Origin of the sequence: Actinoplanes sp. NPDC023801 (genome assembly GCF_040639655.1) — a bacterium.
Classification (GTDB): Bacteria; Actinomycetota; Actinomycetes; order Mycobacteriales; family Micromonosporaceae; genus Actinoplanes.
This window is the reverse complement of record NZ_JBFAAI010000026.1, coordinates 25,647-51,660: the sequence shown is the minus strand read 5'-3', so window position 1 is coordinate 51,660 and position 26,014 is coordinate 25,647. Positions and strand designations below refer to the sequence as shown.

The 26,014-nt window shown below is 71.0% G+C and carries 19 protein-coding genes; all 19 read left to right on the top strand.

The window, feature by feature from the left end; genetic code table 11:
- Position 1 precedes the first annotated feature (1 nt).
- The 19 genes from AB0G04_RS33720 (at position 2) to AB0G04_RS33630 (ending at position 26,007) form a co-directional block, all read left to right on the top strand.
- Positions 2–1,216, top strand: a complete 1,215-nt coding sequence (locus AB0G04_RS33720) for a Gfo/Idh/MocA family oxidoreductase (RefSeq protein WP_360991217.1) — start codon at positions 2–4, stop codon at positions 1,214–1,216.
- Between the two features lie 248 nt (positions 1,217–1,464).
- Positions 1,465–2,610 carry an inositol-3-phosphate synthase gene (locus AB0G04_RS33715; protein WP_360991214.1) on the top strand — a complete coding sequence of 382 codons (1,146 nt, stop codon included), beginning with the start codon at positions 1,465–1,467 and terminating at the stop codon, positions 2,608–2,610.
- Positions 2,607–2,741: a hypothetical protein gene (locus tag AB0G04_RS33710; RefSeq protein WP_360991212.1), complete on the top strand. Its 135-nt coding sequence runs from the start codon at positions 2,607–2,609 to the stop codon at positions 2,739–2,741. The genes AB0G04_RS33715 and AB0G04_RS33710 overlap by 4 nt, the downstream gene beginning before the upstream one ends.
- Positions 2,738–3,580, top strand: a complete 843-nt coding sequence (locus tag AB0G04_RS33705) for an SCO3242 family prenyltransferase (RefSeq protein ID WP_360991210.1) — start codon at positions 2,738–2,740, stop codon at positions 3,578–3,580. Before AB0G04_RS33710 ends, AB0G04_RS33705 begins: the two co-directional genes overlap by 4 nt.
- Positions 3,581–3,707: 127 nt before the next feature.
- Positions 3,708–4,541: a sugar phosphate isomerase/epimerase family protein gene (locus tag AB0G04_RS33700; RefSeq protein WP_360991207.1), complete on the top strand. Its 834-nt coding sequence runs from the start codon at positions 3,708–3,710 to the stop codon at positions 4,539–4,541.
- A gap of 11 nt (positions 4,542–4,552) precedes the next feature.
- The gene (locus AB0G04_RS33695) at positions 4,553–5,074 is read left to right on the top strand and encodes an EboA domain-containing protein (protein ID WP_360991204.1); all 522 of its coding nucleotides are present in this window, start codon (positions 4,553–4,555) and stop codon (positions 5,072–5,074) included.
- A 20-nt stretch (positions 5,075–5,094) separates the two neighbouring features.
- On the top strand, positions 5,095–5,946 hold the full coding sequence (locus AB0G04_RS33690) for a TatD family hydrolase (protein WP_360991202.1): 852 nt from the start codon (positions 5,095–5,097) through the stop codon (positions 5,944–5,946).
- Positions 5,946–7,064, top strand: coding sequence for a metabolite traffic protein EboE (gene eboE, locus AB0G04_RS33685; protein ID WP_360991199.1), 1,119 nt, complete (start codon positions 5,946–5,948; stop codon positions 7,062–7,064). The genes AB0G04_RS33690 and eboE overlap by 1 nt, the downstream gene beginning before the upstream one ends.
- The gene (locus tag AB0G04_RS33680) at positions 7,061–8,416 is read left to right on the top strand and encodes a nucleotide pyrophosphatase/phosphodiesterase family protein (protein ID WP_360991196.1); all 1,356 of its coding nucleotides are present in this window, start codon (positions 7,061–7,063) and stop codon (positions 8,414–8,416) included. Before eboE ends, AB0G04_RS33680 begins: the two co-directional genes overlap by 4 nt.
- A gap of 10 nt (positions 8,417–8,426) precedes the next feature.
- On the top strand, positions 8,427–9,464 hold the full coding sequence (locus AB0G04_RS33675) for a polyprenyl synthetase family protein (RefSeq protein WP_360991193.1): 1,038 nt from the start codon (positions 8,427–8,429) through the stop codon (positions 9,462–9,464).
- Between the two features lie 136 nt (positions 9,465–9,600).
- Positions 9,601–12,393, top strand: a complete 2,793-nt coding sequence (locus AB0G04_RS33670; protein ID WP_360991190.1) for a PQQ-dependent sugar dehydrogenase — start codon at positions 9,601–9,603, stop codon at positions 12,391–12,393.
- Between the two features lie 11 nt (positions 12,394–12,404).
- The gene (locus AB0G04_RS33665) at positions 12,405–14,498 is read left to right on the top strand and encodes a ThuA domain-containing protein (RefSeq protein ID WP_360991187.1); all 2,094 of its coding nucleotides are present in this window, start codon (positions 12,405–12,407) and stop codon (positions 14,496–14,498) included.
- Positions 14,499–14,696: 198 nt separating this feature from the next.
- Positions 14,697–15,704 (top strand): sugar phosphate isomerase/epimerase family protein, encoded by a 1,008-nt coding sequence (locus AB0G04_RS33660; protein ID WP_360991185.1) that lies wholly within the window; start codon positions 14,697–14,699, stop codon positions 15,702–15,704.
- 236 nt (positions 15,705–15,940) lie between these two features.
- Complete coding sequence (locus AB0G04_RS33655; RefSeq protein WP_360991182.1) at positions 15,941–16,870, top strand: sugar phosphate isomerase/epimerase; 930 nt, start codon at positions 15,941–15,943, stop codon at positions 16,868–16,870.
- A 1-nt stretch (position 16,871) separates the two neighbouring features.
- Positions 16,872–18,938 (top strand): PQQ-dependent sugar dehydrogenase, encoded by a 2,067-nt coding sequence (locus AB0G04_RS33650; RefSeq protein WP_360991179.1) that lies wholly within the window; start codon positions 16,872–16,874, stop codon positions 18,936–18,938.
- Positions 18,939–19,003: 65 nt separating this feature from the next.
- Positions 19,004–19,618 (top strand): signal peptidase I, encoded by a 615-nt coding sequence (gene lepB / locus AB0G04_RS33645; protein WP_360991176.1) that lies wholly within the window; start codon positions 19,004–19,006, stop codon positions 19,616–19,618.
- A gap of 152 nt (positions 19,619–19,770) precedes the next feature.
- Entirely contained in the window at positions 19,771–21,588 is a 1,818-nt protein-coding gene (locus tag AB0G04_RS33640; RefSeq protein ID WP_360991173.1) for a protein kinase, read from the top strand.
- A 181-nt stretch (positions 21,589–21,769) separates the two neighbouring features.
- A complete protein-coding gene (locus AB0G04_RS33635) occupies positions 21,770–22,801 on the top strand; it encodes a cellulase family glycosylhydrolase (RefSeq protein WP_360991171.1) in 1,032 nt (343 codons plus the stop codon).
- Positions 22,802–22,836: 35 nt separating this feature from the next.
- A complete protein-coding gene (locus AB0G04_RS33630; protein ID WP_360991168.1) occupies positions 22,837–26,007 on the top strand; it encodes a HEAT repeat domain-containing protein in 3,171 nt (1,056 codons plus the stop codon).
- Positions 26,008–26,014: the final 7 nt, after the last annotated feature.

Sequence of the window (26,014 nt, the reverse complement as noted above, 5' to 3'; positions counted from 1 at the left end):
CTTGTCCACGCACACCTCGGAACTGCGGGTCGGCATGATCGGCTACGCGTTCATGGGCGCCGCGCACTCACAGGCGTGGCGCACCGTGAACCGCGTCTACGACCTGCCGCTGCACGCCCGGATGACGGCGGTCTGCGGCCGGGACGAGGCGAACGTCGCAGCCGCGGCGGCCCGCCTCGGCTGGCAGGAGCACACCACAGACTGGCGTTCGCTGGTGACCCGTGACGACATCGACCTGATCGACGTCTGCACCCCGGGCGACAGTCACGCCGAGATCGCGATCGCGGCGCTGGCGGCGGGAAAGCACGTCCTGTGCGAGAAGCCGCTTGCCAACACGATCGACGAGGCCCGTGAGATGGCGGCCGCCGCCGTACGGGCCGAGGCGGCGGGCGTCCGGTCGATGTGCGGTTTCAACTATCGCCGGGTGCCGGCGGTCACCCTGATGCGGCAGCTGGTCGCCGACGGGCGGATCGGCGACATCCGGCACATCCGGGCCGTCTACCTGCAGGACTGGATCACCGATCCACAGTTCCCGCTGGTCTGGCGGCTGCAGAAGGACAAGGCGGGCTCCGGTGCGCTCGGCGACATCGGGGCGCACATCATCGACCTCACCCAGTTCGTCACCGGCCAGCGCATCACCGGGGTGACCGCGCTGACCGAGACGTTCGTCAAGGAGCGTCCCCTGCCGCAGGCGTCCAGCGGGCTGAGCGCCGCGGCCGGGGACGGCAACGGGACGGTCGCGACCGGCCGGGTGACCGTCGACGACGCCGCGCTGTTCCTGGCCCGGCTCGACGGCGGTGCGATCGCCACCTACGAGGCCACCCGGTTCGCCACCGGCCGCAAGAACGGGCTGCGGGTGGAGATCAACGGCTCCCGAGGTTCGGTCGCCTTCGACTTCGAGCGGATGAACGAGCTCGAGTTCTACGACGCCACCCGGCCGTCCACCGAGCAGGGTTTCTCCACGATCCTGGTGACCGAGGGCGATCACCCGTACCTGTCGGCGTGGTGGCCGCCCGGTCACGGCATCGGCTACGAGCACTCCTTCACCCACCAGGCTCGCGACCTGCTCGAGGCGATCGCCACCGGTAGCCCCCTCACCCCGTCGTTCACCGACGCGCTGCAGGTCCAGCTGGTGCTGGACGCGGTCAGCCGGTCGGCCGAGCACGGGTCCGGCTGGACCGGCGTGGAGCCGATCCTCACGGAGGTGGCCGCCTGACCACTGCCTGACAGTCCGACAACCGAGCTTCCCCGTCGCCCGCGAGGGTCCGGACACGGTGCGCCCCGTGGCCGGACGGGCGGCGGGGGAGAGGACCGCCACCCGGCACGGCGCGGACGGGATTCCCGCGCCGTACCGGGTGACTCGCGGTACCCCCTGACGGCAGGCGGGGCCGGAACGCCGCACCGGTTCCGCCTGTCTGCACCGCACCGCCCCGCACTGCACGGAAGCAACGAAGCGGAGGATCCATGTCCCTGGGTGTCTGGCTGGTCGGCGGTCGCGGCAGCGTCGCGGTAACCAGCATCGTCGGAGCTCTCGCCCTGCGCGCCGGCCTGGCCGCGCCGACCGGCTGCGTCACCGAACTGCCCGGTCTGCGCAGTCCCGCCCTTCCCGGGTTCGGTGACCTGGTCTTCGGCGGCCACGACCCGTCCACCGTTCCCCTCACCAAGAAGGCCGAGGCACTGGCGGCCGCCGGTGTCCTTCCCGCGTCGCTGCTGGCCGCCGTGCAGTCCGACCTGGCCGCGGCAGACGCCGACATCCGTCCCCTGCCGGAGGCCGCGACCCAGGCCGCGACCGCCGGACTGATCGTCGCCGACCTGGTGGAGTTCCGGGAACGGCACGACCTCGACCGGGTCGTCGTCGTGAACGTCGCCTCCACCGAGCCGGTCCCCGGCGACCATCCCGCCCATGCCCGGCTCGCGCTGCTCGAGGCCGCCCTGCACGAACCCGGGCCGGTGCTGCCGCCGAGCGCGCTGCACGCCTACGCCGCGATGCTCGCCGGCTGCCCGTTCGTCGACTTCACCCCGTCCACCGGCGCGCGACTGCCGGCCCTGGACGAGCTGGCCGTCCGGCAACGCCTGCCGTACGCCGGCCGGGACGGCAAGACCGGCGAGACCCTGCTCAAGTCGGTGCTGGCCCCGATGTTCGCCCAGCGCAACCTGGACGTGCGCACCTGGTCGGGGATCAACCTGCTCGGCGGCGGCGACGGGGCGAACCTCGCCGATCCGGCCGCCAACAGCGCCAAGACCGCGAGCAAGCAACGGGTCCTGGAGGAGACGCTGGGCCAGGAGCCGCAGGGCACGGTCCGGATCGAGTACGTCGAGGACATCGGCAACTTCAAGACCGCCTGGGACCTGATCACGTTCGCCGGGTTCCTGGGCACCCGGATGCGCCTGGAGTTCACCTGGCACGGCTGCGACTCGGCGCTGGCCGCCCCGCTCGTGCTGGACCTGGCCCGGCTGACCGGCGCCGCCCACGCCGCCGGACGGTCCGGCGCCCTGACCGAGCTGGCGTTCTTCTTCAAGGACCCGCCGGGCGACGTCTCGCACGGCCTCGGCGACCAGTTCCGGATGCTGACCGAGTTCGTGGCCGGCCTCGACCAGGCATCGGCATGATCCGCCGCCCGGAGAACCAGGCTCGTCTGGTCCGCCGCCCGGAGAACCCGGCCCGTCTGACCCGCCGCCCGGAGAACCCGGCCCGTCTGGTCCGCCGCACGGAGCGGCGGCCGGGAAGGGCCCGGCCGTGACCGGCTGGCGGGATCTGGCCGAGCTGGTACGCGCACCCGCCGCCCTGTCGGTACCCGGGGACGTGGTGGCCGGGGCCGCCGCCGCGGGCACCCTCCGCCCGCGGACGCTGGCGCTGGCCGGGGCCTCGGTCTGCCTCTACTGGGCCGGGATGGCCGCCAACGACTGGTCGGACCGGCACATCGACGCGCTGGAGCGGCCCGGCCGGCCCATCCCGTCCGGCCGGGTCCGCCCCGGCGCCGCGCTGGGGGTCGCCGCCGGACTGACCGCGGTGGGCCTGACGATCGCCGCGCTCGCCGGGGGCCGCCGGGCCACCGCTGTCGCCGTGCCGCTGGCCGGAGCCGTCTGGGCGTACGACCTCTTCGCCAAGAAGACCGTCGCGGGACCCGCCGTGATGGCGGCCTGCCGCGGGCTCGACGTGCTGCTCGGTGTCGGCCACGGGCGGCATCGGGCGGCACTTCCGGCCGCTGCCACGGTCGCCGCCCACACCTACCTGATCACCCTGCTGTCCCGGCGGGAGACGTCCGGGGCGACCGCGTCGCTGCCCGCCTCGACCCTGGCCGGAACCGCGGTGGTCGCCGGCATCGCCGCCCGCCGGCCGGCGCCGGTCGCCGGGCTGCTCTCGGCCTGGTACGCCACCCGGTTCGGCATGGCCCAGCAACGGGCCGTCACCAGCCCGGACGCGGACACGCTCAAGGGCGCGGTGATCGCCGGGATCACCGCCTTCCCGGCGTTGCAGGGTGCCCTGACCGCGCGAGCCGGCCGTCCGGCTGCCGGAGTGGCGGTGGCCGGTACAGCGGTGCTGGCCGGCCTGCTGGCCCGAAGAGTGAGCCCGACATGAGCGCGGACGACGAGCCGGCCGTGAGGGCGAGAGACGAGTCCGGCATGAGCGCGGACGACGAGCCGGCCGTGAGGGCGAGAGACGAGTCCGGCATGAGCGCGGGGAACGAGCCCGGAGGGGAGCCGAGATGAGCGGCCTGCGGTTCGGATACGGCACCAACGGGTTCGCCAACCACCGGCTCGACGACGCGCTCGCGGTGATCGCCGACCTGGGCTACGCAGGGGTGGCGCTCACTCTCGATCACGACCACCTGGACCCGTTCGCGGGTGAGCTGGCCCGGCGGGTCGACGCGGTGGCCGCGCGGCTGGCGGAACTCGGGCTGTCCGTGGTGATCGAGACGGGTGCCCGGTATCTGCTCGACCCGTGGCGCAAGCACTCGCCGACGCTGCTGGAACACGACCGGGAGCTGCGCCTGGAGTTTCTGCGCCGGGCCGTCGGCATCGGCGCCGACCTGGGCGCCGAGGCGGTGTCGTTCTGGGCCGGGATACGCCCGGCCGACGTCACCGAGGACACCGCCTGGGACCGGCTCGTCGACGGCTGCGCGCAGATCGTCGACGTCGCCCAGCGGCGGGGCGTGACGCTCGGCTTCGAACCGGAACCGGGCATGCTCGTGGCCGACATCGCCGACTGGCGGCGGCTGCACGCCGCTCTCGGCTCGCCGGAGGCACTCGGTATCACGCTCGACATCGGGCACTGCCGCTGCCTGGAGCCGGCACCGATTCCCGACTGCGTCACGGCGGTGGCCGAGCACCTGGTCAACGTCCAGATCGACGACATGCGGCGGGGCGTGCACGAACACCTCGAGTTCGGCACCGGGGAGATCGACTTCCCGCCGGTGCTGGCGGCCCTGTCCGCCGCCGGGTACGCCGGGCTCGTCGCCGTGGAACTGCCCCGGCACTCACACGCCGCACCCACGGTGGCGGCCCGGTCCCTGGAGTTCCTGCGAGCCGCCGAGAAATAGGGGAGGTGCCCATGGAACCGAACGCGTGGCTCACCGAGGCCGTCGCGAAAGTCAGTGACAACCCCGCATCGATCGTGCGCCTGTTCGCCGCGGCGGGCCGCCACCACCGGCCGGCCGATCAGGCGCGGAAACGGCTGCTGCTCGCCCTGCCGCCGGAGGCGGTGCCCCACTGGGCCGACGATCTGTACCGGCACGGCGACGCGGCCGAGAAGCTGGCCGTCCTGGAGGCGCTGCCGGAACTGCCGCTCGGCGCCGAGGCGGTGCCGCTGCTGCACGACGCGTTGCGCACCAACGACACCCGGCTGATCGCGGCCGCGGTCGGGCCGTACGCCCGGCATCTCGATCAGCACGCCTGGCGGCACGCGGTGCTCAAGTGCGTCTTCGTGGGCGTACCGCTGGAGAAAGTCGACAACCTGGACCAACGGGCCGACCGTGAGCTGGCCGCGATGGTCTCCGCTCTTCGCGCGGAGCGTGAGGCGGCCGGACGCCGGCTGCCCGACGACGCGCACCGCCTGCTCGAACGCATCCCCTGACCGTCCCTCTTGGAGGTCCCGTGCGCATCTTCGACCCCCACATCCACATGACCTCACGCACCACCGACGACTACGGACGGATGGCCGAGGCCGGTGTCCGGGCCGTGGTCGAACCGGCGTTCTGGCTGGGCCAGCCCCGGACCAACCCGGGTTCGTTCGCCGACTACTTCGACTCGCTCGTGGGCTGGGAGCCGTTCCGGGCCGCCCAGTTCGGCATCCGCCACCACGCCACCATCGCGCTGAACCCGAAGGAGGCCAACGACCCGCGCTGCCGGCCGGTGCTGGAGCTGATCCCGCGCTACCTCGACAAGGATTCGGTGGTGGCGGTCGGTGAGATCGGGTACGACGCGATGACGCCGGAGGAGGACGAGGCGTTCGCCGTGCAGCTGGCGCTTGCTGTCGAGTACGAGCTGCCGGCGCTGGTGCACACCCCGCACCGGGACAAGGCGCAGGGCGTCAAACGGACCCTGGACGTGGTGCGGGAGAGCGGTATCTCGCCGGGCCGGGTGGTCGTCGACCATCTCAACGAGGTGACCGTCGGCGAGGTGCACGACTCCGGGTGCTGGATGGGTTTCTCGATCTATCCGGACACGAAGATGTCCCCACCGCGGATGGTGGAGATCCTGCGCGAGCACGGTCTGGACCGGATGCTCGTCAACTCGGCCGCCGACTGGGGCCGCTCGGATCCGCTGCTCACCCGGCGCACCGGCGAGGCGATGCTGGCGGCCGGGTTCAGCGACGACGACGTGGACCGGGTGCTGTGGCGTAACCCGGTGGAGTTCTACGGCCAGTCCGGACGCCTCGACGTCAGCGAGACCACCGACACCGGGCCGCTCTTCGAGGGCAGCTCGATCCTGCGAGGGGGCAGCTGATGCGGGTACGCCATCACGACGGCCGGCAGGTTCATCTCAGCTACTGCACGAACGTGCATCCGGCCGAGGACCTGCCCGGCATCATCGGACAGTTCGACACCTACGCCGTCGCGGTCCGGGAACGGCTCGGCGTGGACGTGCTCGGGCTGGGCCTGTGGCTGGCCGCGCCGATGGCCGCCGAACTCGCCGGGGACGGTGACGCCCGGCGGCGGCTGCGTCACGAGCTCGATGTGCGCGGGCTCGAGGTGGTCACCCTCAACGGTTTCCCGTACGAGGCGTTCCAGGCTCCGGTGGTCAAGCACGCCGTCTACCGGCCGGACTGGACCACCCCGGAACGCCTGGACTACACACTGAACCTGGCCCGCATCCTGGTCGACCTGCTGCCCGACGACGCGGAGCGCGGTTCGGTGTCGACGTTGCCGCTGGCCTGGCGGGAGCCGTGGCCACCGGCGCGGCGGGACGCGGCCCGGCAGATGCTCGACCGGCTCGCCCACGGTCTCACCGAGATCGCTTGGGAGACCGGCCGGCTGGTACGGGTGGCGTTCGAACCCGAGCCCGGCTGCGTCGCCGAGAACACCACCCAGGCCGTCGACATGCTGGCCGGCGCGGACACCGACCGGCTCGGTGTCTGCCTCGATCTGGCGCACCTGGCCTGTGCCTGGGAGGATCCGGCCGACGCGGTGAAACGGCTGGCCACGGCCGGGATCCCGGTGGTCAAGGTGCAGGTCTCGGCCGCCCTGGAGGTCGCCGATCCCATTGGCGCCCGGCCGGTGCTGGAGCGTTACGCCGAACCTCGCTTCCTGCACCAGACGAGGACCGCGGCCGGGCACAGCTGCGACGACCTGGACATCGCGCTGGCCGAGAACCCGGCCGGGCCGTGGCGGGTGCACTTCCACGTGCCGGTGCACGCCCCGCCGGAGCCACCGCTGACGGCCACCACCGGATTGCTGCGGGAGGCGCTGGGTGTGGTGTCGTGCGACCACTTCGACGTGGAGACGTACACCTGGGACGTGCTGCCGCCCGGTCACCGGCCGACCTCCCCGGCCGAACTGGCCGACGGCATCGCCGGCGAGCTGGCCTGGACGCGCGACGTGCTGACCGGGCGGGTGAACGCATGAGGAAGCTCGTGGTCCTCGACGTGGTCGGACTGACTCCGAAGCTGCTCGAGCACATGCCGCGGCTGCGCTCGATCGCCGGCACCGGGTTCACCGCCCGGCTCGATCCGGTGCTCCCGGCCGTCACCTGTTCGGTGCAGGCCAGCCTGCTGACCGGCGAGACGCCGGCCGGGCACGGGATCGTCGGCAACGGCTGGTATTTCCGCGACCTGGGCGAGGTTCTGCTCTGGCGGCAGCATCACGCACTGGTCGGCGGGGAGAAGGTCTGGCAGGCCGCCCGCCGCACGGCACCGGACTACACGGTCGCCAACATCTGCTGGTGGTACGCCATGGGCGCGGACGTCAACTGGACGGTCACCCCACGGCCGATCTACTACGCGGACGGGCGCAAGGAGCCGGACTGCTACACCGATCCGCCGGAGCTGCACGACGAGCTGACGGCGAAGCTCGGTACGTTCCCGCTGTTCACCTACTGGGGGCCGGGCGCCGGCCTGGCCTCGTCGAAGTGGATCTGCCGGGCCGCCGAGCAGATCATGGCCGACCACGACCCGGACCTGACCCTCGTCTACGTCCCGCATCTGGACTACGACCTGCAGCGCTTCGGTCCCGACGATCCGCGGGCGGCGTCCGCGGCCGCCGAACTGGACGAGGTGCTGGGACCGCTGCTGGACGCCGCCGCAGGGCGCGGGGCGACGATCGTGGCGCTGTCGGAGTACGGCATCACCCCGGTGCACCGGCCGATCGACGTCAACCGGCTGCTGCGGGAGAAGGGTCTGCTGCGGGTGTACACGCAGGACGGTATGGAGTACCTGGATCCGTGGACGTCCCGGGCGTTCGCGGTCGCCGACCATCAGGTGGCCCACGTGTACGTGCGGGACCCGGCCGACGTGCCGGCCGTCTCGGCGCTGCTCAGGGAGCTGCCGGGGGTGGCCGAGGTGCACGACGGTCTGGGCCACGAACGCTCCGGTGAGCTGGTGCTGGTCGCCGAGCGGGACGCGTGGTTCACCTACTACTACTGGCTCGACGACGACCGCGCCCCGGACTTCGCGAGGCTTGTCGACATCCATCGCAAACCCGGCTACGACCCGGCCGAGCTGTTCTTCGATCCGGCCGGGCCGGCGGCCGCGAAGCGACGGGCCGCGACCGCGCTGGCCCGCAAGAAGCTCGGCATGCGGTACCTGATGCGGGTGGTCGGTCTGGACGCGGGGGCGCGGGCGGTGCGCGGCTCGCACGGGCGCCTGCCCGACGATGCCGCGGACGCGCCGGTGCTGTTGTGTTCCGATGCCACCGGGGCGGTCGACCGGATCGGCGCGACCGAGGTCAAGAGCCTGCTGTTGCGTCTGGCCGAGCGGTAGGGGAGGCAGCGTGACACTGCGGGCCCGATTCGACGCGCGGCTCGCCGACTTCCTGACCGGGCAGGGCCCGCAGTGGCCCGAGGGAGCGCCGCGGGGGCTGTTCAGCACCCTGCAGCGGTTCCTGCTGTCCGGCGGGAAGCGGCTCCGGCCGATGTTCTGCTACTGGGGGTGGCGCAGCGCGGGCGGTGACGACGGTCCGGGCATCGTCACGGCGGCGGCGGCGCTGGAGATCTTCCACGCTTTCGCGTTGATACACGACGACATCATGGACGGCAGTGAACGCCGCCGCGGTGAGCCGTCGGTGCACGCCCTCTTCGCCGACCTGCACACCCGGTCGGCGTGGCGGGGGGACGCGGCCAGTTACGGCCGCAACACCGCACTGCTCTGCGGCGATCTGTGCGCGGCGTGGGCGGACGAGATGTTCCACAGCTGCGGTCTGAGCGACGAGCAGGTCAGTCGCGGCTATGCGGTGTTCGGGACGATGCGCACCGAGGTGATCGCCGGTCAGTATCTGGACCTGGTCTCCGGGGTCGGTGACGGGTCGGCGGCGAGCGCGCTGACCGTCATCCGATTGAAGGCGGCCCGGTACACGGTGACGCGGCCGCTGCAGATCGGCGCGGCGCTGGCCGGTGCCGGCGACGAGCTGCTGGAGGCCTATGCGGCGTTCGGTGATCCGCTCGGCGACGCCTTCCAGTTGCGTGACGACGTGCTCGGGGTGTTCGGTGATCCGGTGGTGACCGGCAAGCCGGTGCTGGACGACCTGCGCGAGGGCAAGCGCACGGTGCTGATGGCCCTGGCCCGGGAGTCGGCCGACCAACGGCAGGCGGCCCGGATCCGGGCGCTGCTGGGCCGTCCGGACCTGGACGACGAGGGCGCGGACGAGTTGCGCCGGATCATCGTCGACACCGGTGCGCTCGACGGCGTCGAGCGGCTGATCAAGCTGCGGGTGGAGTCCGCCCTGTCGGCGCTGGCCGGTGCCCAGATCCCGCCGGAGGTGGCGGCTCGGCTGACCGCCCTGGCACACGAGACCGTAGATCGCGAGCGTTGAAAAGTTCCGCTCGTAGTGACAAAAGTCGATGACGTCTTTAATGTTTCGAGCAAGGCACCAAAGTGTTACGCCGGGGTGAAGTCGGCGGCGCGACCCACCTCGGATCTCCCGTTGTTCTGAAGGGACGGAACTCCCCATGTCCATTTCGTTGCGCCGCCGATGGTGGGCTGTCGCCTCCGTCGCGGCTCTCGTCCTCGCGATCAACCAGGCTCCAGCGCAGGCACACCCCGTCAACGCGGCCGACTTCCAGCAGGTCACGCTGGCCAAGGGGGAGCCCGAGGTCGGTGAGCCGATGAGCCTGGCGGTGCTACCGGACCGCTCGGTGCTGCACACCGCACGCAACGGCACCCTGCGCCGCACCACCGCGTCCGGCGACACCGCCGTGGTCGGCAATCTCGCCGTCTACACCCACGACGAGGAGGGCCTGCAGGGTGTCGGTGTCGACCCCGGGTTCACCACCAACCGGTTCATCTACCTGTACTACGCCCCGCCGCTGAGCACCCCGGCCGGGGACGCGCCGGACACCGGCACCGACTTCTCGGCCTGGAACGGCGTCAACCGGCTGTCCCGGTTCACGCTAACCGCGGACTGGAAGCTGAGCGCCGAGCGGACCATCCTCGACGTGCCGGCCACCCGCGGCATCTGCTGCCACGTCGGCGGCGACATCGACTTCGACGCGGCCGGCAACCTCTACCTGTCCACCGGCGACGACAGCAACCCGTTCCAGTCCGACGGCTACTCACCGCTGGACGAGCGGGCCAACCGCAACCCGGCCTTCGACGCCCAGCGGACCTCCGGTAACACCAACGACCTGCGTGGCAAGATCCTGCGCATCAAGGTCGGCGCGGACGGCACCTACACCTCGCCGAGCGGCAACATGTTCGCCCCCGGCACCGCCGGCACCCGGCCGGAGATCTACGCGATGGGCTTCCGCAACCCGTTCCGGATGACCGTCGACAAGGCCACCGGCGTCGTCTACGTCGGCGACTACGGCCCGGACGCCGGATCGTCGTCCACCCGCGGCCCGAGCGGCCAGGTCGAGTTCAACCGCGTCACGGCACCCGGAAACTACGGCTGGCCGTACTGCACCGGCACCAACACCGCGGCGGAGACGTACGCCGACTTCAACTTCGCGAACGGCACCGTCGGCGCCAAGTACAACTGCGCGGGCGGTCCGGTCAACAACTCGCCCCGCAACACCGGCCTCGGCACTTTGCCTGCGGCGAAGGCGGCCTGGATCCGGTACGGCGGTGACGCCGGCACCCCAGCGGAGTTCGGTGGCGGCTCCGAGTCGCCGATGGGTGGCCCGGTCTACCGGTACAACGCGGCAAGCACCTCCACCACCAAGTTCCCGCAGTCGCTGGACGGGCACTTCTTCGCCGCCGAGTTCGGCCGCGGCTGGATCAAGCCGATCCACGTCGGCACCGACGGCTCGGTGGGTGAGATCTCGACCTTCCCCTGGAACGGCAAGCAGGTGATGGATCTGGCGTTCGGCCCGGACGGTGCGCTGTACGTGCTCGACTACGGCACCGGTTACTTCAGCGGCGACGAGAACTCGGCGCTGTACCGCTACGACTACGTCGGCGGCGGCAACCGGGCCCCGACCGCCGTGGCCGGCGCCGACAAGAAGTCCGGCCAGGCGCCGCTGACCGTCCAGTTCTCCTCGGCCGGCTCCAGCGACCCGGAGGGCGGTGCGCTGACCTACCGCTGGGACTTCGGCGACGGCACCAGTTCGACGGCCGCCAACCCGTCGCACACGTTCACCAGCAACGGCGCCTACGACGTGAAGCTCACCGTCACCGACCCGCAGGGCGCCACCGGCACCGGCAACGTGCGGATCGGCGTCGGCAACACGGCCCCGACCGTACGGATCAACGCGCCCGGCGACGGCCAGGTGTTCAATTTCGGCGACACGATCCCGTACTCGGTGACCGTGACCGACCCGGAGGACGCGAGCATCGACTGCACGAAGGTCAAGATGACCTACGTGCTCGGCCACGACCAGCACGGACACCAGATCACCTCGAAGAACGGCTGCACCGGCTCGGTCACCATCCCGGTCGACGGCGAGCACGACACGGCGGCGAACATCTTCGCGGTCTTCGACGCCGAGTACACCGACGCGGGCGGGCTCACCACCCACACCCAGCACACCCTGCAGCCCGCACACCGGCAGGCCGAGCACTACAAGACCTCCGCCGGGATCGCCGTGATGAACAAGCCCGAGGCCGAGGGCGGCAAGACTGTCGGCGACATCAACAACGGCGACTGGATCGCGTTCCAGCCGTACCAGCTCGGCAACGTCTCCGGCTTCACCGCCCGGGTCTCGTCCGCCGGAACCGGCGGCACGATCCAGGTCCGGGCCGGGTCGGCCACCGGAACCGTCCTCGGCTCGGCCACCGTGCCGGTGACCGGCGGCTGGAACGTCTTCACCGACGTCTCCGGTGCCCTCGCCGGCGCACCGGCCGGCACCACCACGCTGTACCTGACCTTCAGCGGCGGCACCGGCGCGCTCTTCGACGTCGACGCGTTCACCCTCACCACCGCCCGTACCGGCCCGGTCGTCGGCCTCGCCGGCAAGTGCCTGGACATCAGCGGTGGCGGTACGGCCGACGGCACCAAGATCCAGCTGTGGACCTGCAACGGCTCCGCGGCACAGGTCTGGACCGTCAACGGTCAGGTATGGCGCAACCCGCAGTCGGGCAAGTGTCTCGACGTGGCCGGCGGCGCGACCGCCAACGGCACGAAGGCGCAGTTGTGGACCTGCAACGGCACCGGTGCCCAGAACTGGACCGCGCAGGCCGACAAGACGGTACGGAACCCGGTGTCCGGCCGCTGCCTGGACGTGTCGCAGAACAGCTCCGCCGACGGTCAGCAGATCCACATCTGGGACTGCCTGGGCGCCGCCAATCAGCAGTGGAACCTGTGAGGAGCCATTCCATGCGCAGACTCTCGCTAGTGTTCGCCGCAGCGCTGACCACTCTGGCCTGCACTGCGGCGCCGACCCCCGCCAGTGCCGCCGACACGCCGTACGACGTCCTGGTCTTCTCCAAGACCACCGGCTTCCGGCACGACTCGATCGCCGCCGGTGTCCAGGCCATCCGTGACCTCGGTGCGGCCAACAACTTCACGGTCACCGCGACCGAGGACGCGACCGCCTTCAACGCCACCAACCTGGCCCGTTTCGAGACGGTCGTCTTCCTCAACACGACCGGTGACATCCTCGACGCCGGCCAGCAGAGCGCCTTCGAGTCGTACATCCGGGGCGGTGGTGGTTACACCGGTGTCCACTCGGCCGCCGACACCGAGTACGACTGGCCGTTCTACGGACAGCTCGTCGGCGCCTACTTCGCCTCGCACCCGGCGGTCCAGCAGGCGACCGTCAAGGTCGAGGACCGGGCGCACGCGGCCACCGCGCACCTGCCGCAGACCGTGCAGCGCACCGACGAGTGGTACGACTACCGCACCAACGCCCGGGAGACGGCGCACGTGCTGGAGACTCTCGACGAGTCGTCGTACTCGGGCGGGCGGATGGGCGCCGACCACCCGCACGCCTGGTGCAAGACCCTCGACGCCGGCCGGTCGTTCTACACCGGTGGCGGGCACACGCAGTCGGCGTACAGCGAGCCGGCGTTCCGGGCGCACCTGCTCGGCGGCATCCGGTACACGGCCAAGCGCACGCACGCCGACTGCCGTCCGGAGACCGGTTACACCGCCCTCTACAACGGCTCCACGACCGGCTGGTCGCAGGCTGGGCCGGGCGCTTTCACCAGCACCGACGCCACCCTGACGTCCACCGGTGGGATGGGCCTGTACTGGTACTCGGCCAAGCAGTTCAGCAGCTACTCGCTCAAGCTGGACTGGAGGCTGGCCGGGGACGACAACACCGGTGTCTTCATCGGGTTCCCGCCGTCGAACGACCCCTGGTCGGCGGTGAACAACGGCTACGAGATCCAGATCGACGCGACCGACGCCGCCGATCGCACCACGGGTGCGGTCTACACGTTCAAGTCCGCCGACATCGCGGCCCGCGACGCGGCTCTCAACCCGCCGGGGGAGTGGAACACCTACGAGCTCCGGGTCGAGGGGGAGCGCCTGCAGGTCTTCCTCAACGGCGTCAGGGTCAACGACTTCACCAACACCGATCCGGTACGGTCCCTCGCCGGCCACATCGGCATCCAGAACCACGGTGCCGGCGACGACGCGTCGTTCCGCAACATCCGGATCAAGGAGCTGACGCCGGGCGGTGGCGGTTCGACCGTGCAGGCCGAGTCGTTCACCAGCGCCAACGGGGTGCAGGCGTTCACCAAGGCGGGCGCCAACAACGGGCAGACCCTCGGCTACATCGACCCGGGTGACTGGGCGTCCTACGGCGGTGTCGACCTGACCGGTGCCACCTCGCTCAAGGCGCGCGTCGTCTCCGGCGGTCCGGGCGGCACCATCCAGGTCCGCGCGGGCTCGGCCACCGGGACGGTCCTCGGCTCGGTGGCGGTGCCGAACACCGGCAGCTGGAGCACGTACGCCGACGTGACCGGGAACCTGAGCAACGTACCCACCGGGTCTCAGACGTTGTTCCTGACCTTCACCGGCACCGGTACGGGACTCTTCGACCTCGACGACTTCACCCTGACCCGCGGTGGCGGAACCGGTGGAGCCGGGCCGGTCGTCGGCCTGGCCGGCAAGTGCCTCGACGTGAGCGGCGGCGCCTCCGCCGACGGCACGAAGATCCAGTTGTGGACCTGCAACGGCAGCGCCGCACAGAACTGGCAGATCAGCGGCCAGGTCTGGCGTAACCCGCAGTCCGGCAAGTGCCTCGACGTGGCCGGTGGCGCGACCGCCAACGGCACGAAGGCGCAGTTGTGGACCTGCAACGGCAGCGGCGCCCAGAACTGGGCCGCCCAGAGCGGTACGGTACGCAACCCGCAGTCCGGCCGCTGCCTGGACGTGTCGCAGAACAGTTCCGCCGACGGCCAGCAGATCCACATCTGGGACTGCCTGGGCTCGGCGAACCAGCAGTGGCGGCTTCCGGCCTGACGCTTGGCGTCGGAGGTGGTCGCCTAATAGAGTGGAACGCGGTGATCGCGGTCACAAGCGGTGACCGGTGTGGGAGGCGCATCCCACCCGGTCCTCCTGCCGCCCCGTGCTGTCCGGTCACCGCGTTCCGCCTGCTCCTCGCGCAGGCGAATCCCACGCAACGCCTTCTCTGGTTCACTCTGCGAGGAAGTGAAAAACATGGCACGACCGATCACCCTGTTCACCGGTCAGTGGGCCGACCTGCCGTTCGACGAGGTGTGCCGGCTGGCCTCCGGGTGGGGTTACGACGGCCTGGAGATCGCCTGCTGGGGCGACCACTTCGAGGTCGACAAGGCGCTCGCCGACGACGGCTACATCGACCGCAAGCGTGAGACCCTGGCCAAGCACAACCTGCAGGTCTGCGCGATCTCCAACCACCTCGTCGGGCAGGCCGTCTGCGACCACCCGATCGACGAGCGGCACCAGGACATCCTGCCGGCCCGGATCTGGGGCGACGGCGAACCCGAGGGCGTACGGCAGCGGGCCGCCGCGGAGATCAAGGACACCGCCCGCGCGGCCGCCAAGCTCGGCGTGCGTACCGTCGTGGGATTCACCGGATCCTCGATCTGGCACACCCTGGCCATGTTCCCGCCGGTGCCCCCGTCGATGATCGAGCGCGGCTACGCCGACTTCGCCGACCGGTGGAACCCGATCCTCGACGTCTTCGACGAGGTCGGGGTGCGGTTCGCGCACGAGGTGCACCCGAGTGAGATCGCCTACGACTACTGGACGACCAAGCGCACGCTGGAGGCCATCGGGCACCGGCCCGCCTTCGGCCTCAACTGGGACCCGTCGCACTTCGTCTGGCAGGAGCTCGACCCGGTCAACTTCATCTTCGACTTCGCCGACCGCATCTACCACGTGGACTGCAAGGACGCGAAGGTGCGCACCGGCGACGGGCGTCGTGGCCGGCTCAGCTCCCACCTGCCGTGGGCCGACATGCGGCGCGGCTGGGACTTCGTCTCCACCGGTCACGGTGACGTGCCGTGGGAGGACTGCTTCCGGGCGCTGAACGCGATCGGTTACGACGGCCCGATCTCCGTCGAGTGGGAGGACGCCGGCATGGACCGCCTCGTCGGTGCACCGGAGGCTCTCCAGTTCGTGCGCCGCCTGGCGTTCGACGCTCCGACGGCGGCGTTCGACGCGGCCTTCTCGACCAACCAGTAGTCCCGTTCCGCCGGCGTCAGGCCGGGCGCAAATGCGCCCGGCCCAGTCGTCGTGCACTTTTGTCGAATGTAGCAAAACTTATATTGTTACATGCAAATATTTAACTAGAGACACGCGTAAATACGATGTAGCGTCCGGTACGGAAGCCGCTCTGCACAAAAGTTGCCGGCTGCGGGAGCCTCACGTCGCCCCGCATGCCCTTCCGAGTTCACCACTGAAACCGGAGGCACCACCGCATGCACGAGTCACCGTCCCGTCCGTCCTCTCTGAGCCGCCGTAACCTGCTCGGCGCCGCGGCCGCCGGAGCCGCCGCCGTCGGCGCGCCCGGCGTCCTCGCCGCACCCGCCGCGGCCCGCGGCGGTGGATCCCCACGCCGGGTTCCGCGCGATCAGATCAGCGTCCAGCTGTACACGCTGCGCAACCAGCTGGCCGTCGATCTCGAGGGCAGCCTCACCGAACTGGCCGCGATCGGCTACACCCGCGTCGAGCACGCCGGCTTCGTGGGCCGCACCGCGGCCCAGTTCCGGGCCGCCCTCGACAACGCCGGTCTGCGCGCCACCTCCGGGCACGCCGGCATCCCGCAACCGTGGAACGCCGAAACGTGGAAGCGCGCCCTCGAGGACGCCGCGATCGTCGGCAACAAGTTCATCGTCCACCCGTACTTCGGCACCGGACCCAACGGGCCGATCCGCGACGCGGCCGTCTACCGGGCCTTCGCCGCGGACCTCAACAAGGCCGGCGAACTCGCCCGCCGGGCCGGGCTGAGCTTCGGATACCACAACCACCACAACGAGTTCCTGCGCCAGTCCGGCACCGAGATCACCGGGTTCGACATCCTCACCCGGGAGACCGACCCGCGCCTGGTCCACCTCGAGGTCGACATCTACTGGGCGTGGCGCGGTGCCGCCGACCCGGTCGACCTGATCGAGAAGAACCGGCGCCGGATCAAGCAGGTCCACGTCAAGGACATGGACGTCAACAGCAGCTTCGCCGACCCCGGGGACGGCCTGATCGACTTCGAACGGGTCTTCCGGCGGGCCGGCGAGGCCGGGCTCATCGAGTACATCGTGGAACGCGACGACGCGGGCAGTCCGCCACGCACTCCCGCGCAGGCCCTCGACACCGCCCGGGTCGGCTACAACTACCTCACCGGGCTGAGGTACTGACATGCGCCGCACCTTCACCGCAGCCGCCGCGGCCCTGCTCTTCACCACCGCCCTCGCCGGCCTCGGCAGCCCGGCCGGCGCCGCCGCGGCGCCGCCACCGGACTCCGACTTCCAGAAGGTGACGCTCAACGACTTCCCGGGTGAGCCGATCGCCCTGGCCGTCCTGCCGGACCGGCGGGTACTGCACACCGCCCGCAAGGGTCAGGTGCGCATCCACGAACCGAGCACCGGACGTAACGTGCTCGCCGCCACCATCCCGGTGTACCAGCACGACGAGGAGGGCGTGCAGGGCATCGCCGTCGACCCGGACTTCGAGCGCAACCGCTGGGTGTACGTCTACTACTCGCCGGTGCTGAACACGCCCGTCGACGACCCGGCCACGCCCACCGTCAACGAGGGCAACGCCCCCGAGAACGGCACCGCCGCCGACTTCGCCCCGTTCGAGGGGCACCTCCAGCTGTCCCGGTACAAGCTGCGTGGCAACATTCTCGACCTGCGCAGCGAACAGAAGATCCTGCAGGTCCCGGTGGACCGCGGCATCTGCTGCCACGTCGGCGGAAAGATCGACTTCGACCGGCAGGGCAACCTGTACCTGTCCACCGGCGACGACACCAACCCGTTCGCCTCCAGCGGGTACACCCCGATCGACGAACGCCCCGACCGCAACCCCGCGTTCGACGCCCAGCGCAGCTCGGCCAACACCAACGACCTGCGCGGCAAACTGCTGCGGATCACGGTGAAGCCGAACGGCAGCTACAGCATTCCGCGCGGCAACCTGTTCAAGAAGGGCACCGCGAAGACCCGTCCCGAGATCTACGCGATGGGCCTGCGCAACCCGTTCCGCTTCGACGTCGACGAGAAGACCGGCGTGGTCTACCTGGCCGACTACTCGCCCGACGCCAACCAGGCGAACCCGGGCCGCGGTCCCGCCGGGCACGGCCGCTGGATGGCCATCGACAAGCCCGCCAACTACGGCTGGCCGTACTGCGTCACCCCGGAACTGCCCTACGTGGATTTCGACTTCGCCACGAACACCTCCGGGCAGCCGTTCAACTGCGCACAGCCGGTCAACGACTCGCCCCACAACACCGGGCTGCGCAATCTGCCGCCGGTCGAGAAGGCCGAGGTCGTCTACTCGTACGGGGCCAGCGCGCAGTTCCCGCAGCTGGGCACCGGCGGTATCGGCCCGATGGGCGGACCCGCCTACCAGTACGACAAGCGCAGCCGCTCGCCGTTCAAGTGGCCGGCCGACTTCGCCGGCAAGCCGCTGTTCTACGAGTGGACCCGCGACTACGTCAAGGCGTTCACGCTCGGCTCCGGCAACCAGGTGACCGCGATCGAATCGGTCCTCCCGTCGATCATCTTCGACAACCCGATGGACCTCGAGTTCGGCCCGGACGGCGCGCTCTACGTCCTCGAGTACGGTGACGGCTACTTCGCCGAGAACCCGGAGGCCCAGCTCGCCCGGGTCGACTACGCGCCGCGTAACAAGACCCCGATCGTGAAGATCAACGCCACGCCGACGGTCGGCTCGGCACCGTTCACGGTCAACTTCTCCAGCGCCGGGACCACCGACCCCGACGGGGACGCCCTGCGCTACGCCTGGGACTTCGACGCCGACGGTGACGTCGACTCCCGGCAGGCGAACCCGTCCTACACGTACACGGTCAACGGTGACTACCGGGCCACCCTGAAGGTCACCGACTCCACCGGCCGCTCCGCCTCCGCCGAGTTCCTGCTGCACGTCGGCCCGGTCGCACCGGCCGTGTCGTTCGTGACGCCCACGGCGGGTCAGCAGTTCTCGTTCGGCGACACGGTCACCTTCCAGGTCAGCGTGGTCGACGACGTGCCGGTCAACTGCGCGAACGTCCAGGTGTCCTACATCCTCGGCCACGACCAGCACGGCCACCCGCTGTCGACGACGTCGGGTTGCACCGGCTCGATCACCACGTTCGTCGACCCCGGCCACGAGGGTCAGGACAACCTGAGCGCCGTCTTCGTAGCCGAGTACACCGACCCCGACGGCCAGGTCGGTACCGCCCAGGTCGTCCTCGACCCGGTCGACTGACCGCCGGTACGAGCCACCTGCCACCCACGACCGGTGAGTGGCAGGTGGCTTGTACGCTGCGGCGGATGTCCGGACAGACCGAAACCCCCGCAACCACCCGATCCCGCCTCCGCGAGTACGTGATCCTGATCGTCGTGGCGGCGGTCGTCGCGCTCGGGGTCCGGACGTTCCTGGTGCAGACGTTCTACATCCCGTCGCAGTCGATGGAACAGACCCTGCTCCGCGACGACAAGGTGCTCGTCAACAAGACCGCCTACCGGTTCGGGCAGGAGCCCGCCCGGGGACAGATCGTGGTCTTCACCCCGCCGTCCTCCTGGGGTGCCGAGCCGGGCCAGCACTACATCAAGCGCATCATCGGCGTGGCCGGCGACCGGGTCGTCTGCTGCGACAAGGACGGGACGGTCACGGTCAACGGCCGGGCTCTGGCCGAGGACTACCTGTTCCCCGGTGACGTGCCCTCCGAGCTTCCGTTCGAGGTGACGGTTCCGGCGGGCAACGTCTTCCTCCTCGGCGACCACCGTAGCGAGTCCGGCGACTCGCGGATGCACCTGGCCGCCGACGACGGCATGGTCCGGGTGGACCGGCTGATCGGGCGGGCCTTCGCCACGTACTGGCCGCCGTCACGGATGCGGACGCTCGAGGTTCCCGCGACGTTCTCCGACGTACCGATGCGGGACTAACGAGCGGTCTCGTGCACGGGTGACGACTTCCTGACCAGGCTGACGATTCCTGACGGTTCGGACATCGGTGGGTTGCCATCGGATGCCGGTGACGCCACGATCGGCGTCGCTTCGACCCGCTTCGTCCGCCACAGGAAGGATCTGGCAGAACCGTGCAGCCGTCCCTCTCACTCAACGGGTCCGGCTCCGGCCCCGTCGAGCCCGGCACCGTCGACCTCAGCGGCCGGTGCGTCGGCAACTCGTACATCCTCGTCTGCCCGGTGGGGCAGGGCGCCACGGGCACGGTCTGGCGTGGCATCGACCGGTCCACCGGTGAACAGGTCGCCGTGAAACTGCTGCACGAGGGCCTGCTGCGGCAGCCGAAACTGGTCACCCGTTTCGTGCAGGAACGCACCATCCTCATGATGGTCCGTCACCAGAACATCGTCGGCGTCCGTGACCTGTTCAGCGTCGGCGAGTCGATCGGCCTGGTGATGGACTACGTGGCCGGCGGCAGCCTGCGGGACCGGTTGCGCGGGGCCGGCACCCTGCCCCCGGCCGAGGCGGCCCGCCTGCTGGCCCAGGTGGCGGCGGCCCTGGCCGAGACGCATGCGCTGAGCGTGGTGCATCGCGACGTCAAACCCGACAACATCCTTCTCGACGGTACGGGTGAGAGCACCGAGATCAGGCTGACCGACTTCGGTATCGCCCGCGTTCTCGATGCCGCCGGCCTGACCACCCCGCACGCGGTGATCGGCACGCCGTACTACATGGCGCCCGAGACGATCAGCGGAGGCGACGCCGCCCCGCCCGCCGACGTCTACGCGCTCGGGGTGACGCTGTACGAGCTGGTCTGCGGGCACACGCCGTACGTCGGGGAGCCGTTCGCGGTCCTGCACGGCCACCTGGAGGATCCGCCGCCGCGCCCGGACGGCATGCCCGGCGAGGTGTGGCAGGTCATCGAGGAGTGCCTCGACAAGGATCCGGGCCGCCGCCCGCCGGCAGCGGAACTGCACGAGACGTTGCGGGAACTCGCCAGGCGTACCGCCGGAATGCCCGCCCTTGCCGCCCCCGTCGACTCGGTGCCCACCGAACCGCGAGGGCCGGCCACGAGCTCGCTGAGGGCCGATCCCCGCCCGCCTCACCCGGACCGGGTCCGCCCGGCCCGCAAACGGCCCCGCAACGGCCCGCGCAGCTGGCTCTTCGGCCGGCACGGCCTGGTCGTGACCCTGGTCGCGGGCACGCTCGCCGCTTCCAGCTGGGGCGGGTACAGCGCGTGGCAGCTGCGCGACGACCGGGCCGGCGCCGCCGGTGCCACCGGCGTGCAGCCGTCGCACGGCACCGGCACCGGCACCAGCACCGGCGCCGCCATCGGCGGCGGTTCGGTCGGTGGTGTCGTGCCCGGTGCCGCGCCGTCGCTGGAAGCGCTCAAGCCGTCGCCGACGGTCGTACCGGCCGGTCTGGGGATGAGCCCCGGCGCCGTCCCGCCCGCGCCGCCGCCCGCCGGCAAGGAAGCCTCCGGCCGGACCGGAACCCGGGTACCCGCCGAAGCCGGAGCCCAGGCCGGCGCGACAGCCGGCCCCGCGCAGATCGGCGCCACCGCGGGACCGGGCAAGGCCGGCGGCCGGATCGCGGTCGGCCCGTGGCGATGCGGCGAGCAGTACACGTGGGAACTGGGCCATCCGGTGCTGGTCCAGCCGTGCCATGCGCTGGGCTCGACGATCCGCGTCCGCGGCGACATGGAGGCCATGCCCGGCGTCCAGGCCGACATCTCGCTGGCCGTGCACGACGCCGTGACCGACGAGATCGTCGCGGGCCCGCACCACTGCCGGGGCATGATGTTCACCGACTTCATGCTCAAGCACAGCTGCGGACCGGCCGACCTGCAGGCCCCGCACGGCCGCCGCTACGTCATCGTGCAGACGTGGGAGTACACCGGCCGCCCCCTGCTCCCGCGGGGAACGGTCCGGGGCCCGGCATTCTCCTGGTGACCCGCCGCCCACCGCCCGCCGACGGGCGCAGGCCGACCCCTCCCGCGTGGTGACTTGCGGCTCGCCCGCGATGTTCGTCTGTGAGTGTTTCTGTACGAGTCGGCTCGAAGGATCGCATGCCCGGTCGCCTTTGATTACCAAGGTGTTGCTGATGCACATCCCCCGTGCGGAAGGACGAGGCATGAGAAACCATCCCCGATCGTTGCGTCGTGTCATCACCAGCGCCCTGGCCGCGGTGGCGTTGGTCCCGGTCGTCGCCGTCAGCGGCGCGTCCCCCGCAGCCGCGGTCACCAATCAGTTCAAAGGTATGAACTGGGCGGTGCTCGGCGACAACTTCAGCACCGGCCCGCTGGTCGTGCAGGGCCTGAGCCAGTCGGACAGCAATGCCACCGTGCGCGCCAAGGCCAACGCCCTGTACGACGACATGGCGGCGATGGGTGTCAACACGGTACGGCTGCCGATCAACACGCACACCGTCGGCACGACGTGGTGGAACGCCTATCGTGGTGCGATCGACGCGGCCACCGCCCGCGGTTTCAAGGTGATCATCGCCTACTGGGAGGACGGGGCGGCGTCCGGCGGCCGGATCACGAACATCGCCGCGTGGAACACCATGTGGTCCAACGTGACCTACCTGTACGGCGCGAACACGAACGTCTACTTCGAGCCGATGAACGAGCCGCACGGCTACTCCTCGGCGGATTGGCGTAACGTCGCCGCGAACTGGATGAGGTACCACTACTCGGCGGTGCCGAGCCGGACGCTGATCGGCGGCACCGGCTTCAGCCAGGATCTGCGGGACGTCTGCAACGACAGCCGGTTCAGCGGCACGTTGCTCTCCTTCCACCACTACGCGTTCTTCTACGGCGCGATGACGTACGACGCGTTCCGATCCCACATTCAGACGCGTCTCGGTAACTGCGCCTCCCGCGCGGTGGTGACCGAGTACGGGGCGCCGATGTCGACCGGTCTCAACTACGCGAACGCGAGCAGCACCGACAATTTCGTGCGGCACATCCGCGCGGTGACGCAGGTGATGCGGGACAACCAGATGGGTGGCGTCTACTGGCCGGCGGTCGGCGGCAAACCGACCGGCACCTCCGGTTTCGACCACTACTCGATGTTCGCTCTCAGTGGCAGCGGCACCAATCTCAATCTGACGGTGCGCAACACCTCCGGCCGCGATCGCATCCGGTACGGCTGGGGCCTGTAGATCGGCTCGATTCCCGGGTACGGCACAATCCGTTGATGCTTTCCGACCAGCTCGACGCGGTGCCGTACCCGGAAAGGATCCCGGCTCTTCTGGGTCTGCTGCGTGGACAGGCGGATCCGGAGACGCGGACGGCCGAGCTCGCGGCGGGTGGCCCCTACGAGCGTTTTCTGGCGGTCACCGCGGCGGCTGCCCTCGGTTTCCGCCCGGTGGTGGCCGGGGCTCTGACGGACCCGGATCCATCGGTACGGGCGGAGGCCGCGAAACAGGCGCTCCGGCTGGGCTGGACGACGGGCGGGGAACTGCTGGCCGATGCCCCGCCCGTGCTGCGCCACCTGGTTCTGCGGCTGCTGCGCAAGTACCCGGGCTCGGGCGACGAACTGATCGACCCGGTGCGTGAGCGGTACGGCGACCGCGAGGCGGTGGCTCTCCTCCCGGCCTGCACCGCACCGGTGGTCGCCCGCCTGCTGCCGGTGCTGGCGCGTTCGATCGTCTCGTGGAAGGTGCTGGCCCGGCGGCACAGCCCGGCGATTCTGGACTGGGCCGCCGCGGGCCTGGCCGCCGCAGCACCGGAACCGGACTGGACACCGTTCGCCGCCGCCGTCGACGCGTGCACGCGCAGCGAACCGGAGCGGGTGCTGGGCCTGCTGGAGCGCTACACGTCCACCTCGCTTCCGGAGATCGGCCTCACGTCGCTCGCCAAGCGGTTCCCGCAGCGGGTGGCGGCGCTCGTGATCGGCCGGGTCACCTCCTCCGACTTCTACCGGCATCTGAATCCGGGCGTGCTGCGTCCCCTCTTGGTGCTCGGCGCCGACGAGCTGGCCGCACTCAACGCCATCAATCACCAACTGTTCGAGATGCTCCCGCCGGACCGGCGCGTCGAGGTCCACCTTGCGACGCCGCCGTCGGACAACCCCTGGGAAGGGCATGTCGAGCTGCTGCCGGAGCCGGTTCGCAGCCGTGAGGTGCGGCGGATACTGGCGTTGCCGCACATCGCGGCGAACGAACACGCCACCGAGCGGTGGCACCGGTTGCTGCCGGCCGCCGAGGTGCTGGCCCGGCTCGACAAGGCGAGCCATGACGCGGCGGCGTACCGGCGTGAGGAGACGTACCAAGCGTTCCTCGAGGTGGCCCGCCGGGAGCCCGCCGTGGTGCCGGAGGTGCTTCAGCGGCTGCTTCGGGTCCGCAACGAACGGGAAGGCGTGCAGCGGGCGGTGCTGGAGTCGCTGCGCACGTTGATCCCGTACCTCACCGGTTCGGACGCGGTCACGCTGACCGCGATCACCGACGCGACGATCGAGGCCCGGGATCTGTCCCAGCGCACCCGGTACCAGTTGGAGGAGCTCGCCTACGCGGCCCTGACCCGCCGTCCCGCGGGGCCTCCCGAGGACGATGAGCTCACCCGATGGGCGCTCGGCCTGATCGCCCGGCTGCCGGTCATCCGCTACCTGGAGACGCCGCTGCGCCCGGGCCAGGAACACCTGGTCACCATGGCGCTGCGCAGGCGGATCACCGCCGATCCGGCCGCGCTTCTGGACCTTGCCGACCTGCTGGAGACCCGTGCCCGGCACGTGCCCGAGCTGCAGGAACTGCTACGACGGGCGGCGGCACCCTCGTCGCCGCCCCACGTCCGGGAACGGGCGGCACAGCTGTGGCTCGACGACCCCCGGACCAGGGCGGAGCGGGCCGCCGAGCTGCTGCGTGAGGATCCGGCGGCGGTGCGGCTGTCTGCGGTGTGGCGGGAGGTGAGCGGCTGGAGCACCACACTGCTCGACAGGGCGCTGGCCGATCCCGCTCTGGTCGGGCCGCCGTCGTACGTACGCCGGTGGACGCCCCGGCAGCAGTGCGCCTACGCCGGGGCTCTCGCCGCGGTCGCGGCCGACACCGAGGTGGAGCAGCGCACCCGTACGACCGCGTTGAAGAATCTGGCGAGGGTGCCGGTCTCCGGCCGTGAGTTGCTCGCGGGGTTTCTCGACAACCCGGAGGTCCCGATCGCCGAGGCGGCTCTGGGCGCCCTGCCGTGGACCGACCGCCCCGACGAGGCGTTGCCGACGCTGCTCGGTCAGGCCGGCGGCGCCCGTGCCCGGGCGGCGTTGCCGGCGGCCGACCGCGCGGCCCGGTTCGTGAGCGCCGGCACCCTGCTCACGCTGCTGCGGGAGGTCGTGCTGGGGCCGTCGCCGGTCCGGGTGTCCAGCCGCAGGGCCGCGATCCGGCTGCTCGCCCGTTACGGGCCGCCGGAGTCGGCGGATCTGTTCGCCGAGGTGTGGCACACCCCCGGCACCCATCCCGATGTACGGGCCGCGGTCGTCACCGCCGTCCGGGGCGCCGTGCTGTCCCCGGCCGTCTGGCGGATCCTCACCGAGGCGGCCGGTTCCGCCGCGCACGCCGAGGTCCGTGCGCTGCTCGCCGTCGTACCGCAGGATCTGACCGAATCCGATCGTCCCCGGTTCGCCGCGCTGGTCCTGACCGCCTGCGCGAGCCCCGACCGGAAGATCTCGATGGACGCGTTCGAGCATCTCGCACCGTGGGTCCCGTGGGCGCCGGACGGGCTCGGCGTGATCGCCGCCGCGCTCGCCGACCCGGACTTCACCGGACCGGGCGTCTTCTGGCCGCGCGGGGTCCTGCGGTCGCTGACCGAAGCCCTGCTGGAGCACGCCGGCACGCTGGAACCGGTGCTGAGCCGGCTCATTGCCCTCGACCGGCAGGACCCGGACCTCGGCTCGCCGCAACGCGACCGTCCGGCCCGCCGCTGCGTGACGAGGATCGCCGGCGACGTGGCGAAGTGGGTTCAGGCCCGCCCCACCGGTGACCTGCGGCCGGCGCGCGCGGCGGCCCGGATGCTCGCGGCCGAACCGGCGTTCCTGGTCGACGGTGCCGAGCTGCTCGTCGCGCTGGCCGGTTCGCGCGCGGCGCCGCTCGCCGAGGTCGCCGACCTCGTAGCCGGCCGTCCGGCGCTCGCCGTGCGGCTGGCCGGGCGCATCGCCGACAACCGCCCGGACACCGCCCGGCTCGGCGATGTCCCGGCCGAGGCGGAGCGGCTCGCCGGACGGGGTGACCTGGCCGGCGGATTGTTCGCGCTGGCGCTTGTCCAGGCCGCCGGCGGTGCGCAGCGATGGAGCGAGCCCTGGGTGGAGTCGCTGCGCCGGCTGCGGGAGCACCCACAGCCGGAGGTGGCGGACGCGGCCTACCGGCGTGTCATGGTGCGGTGACGGCGGC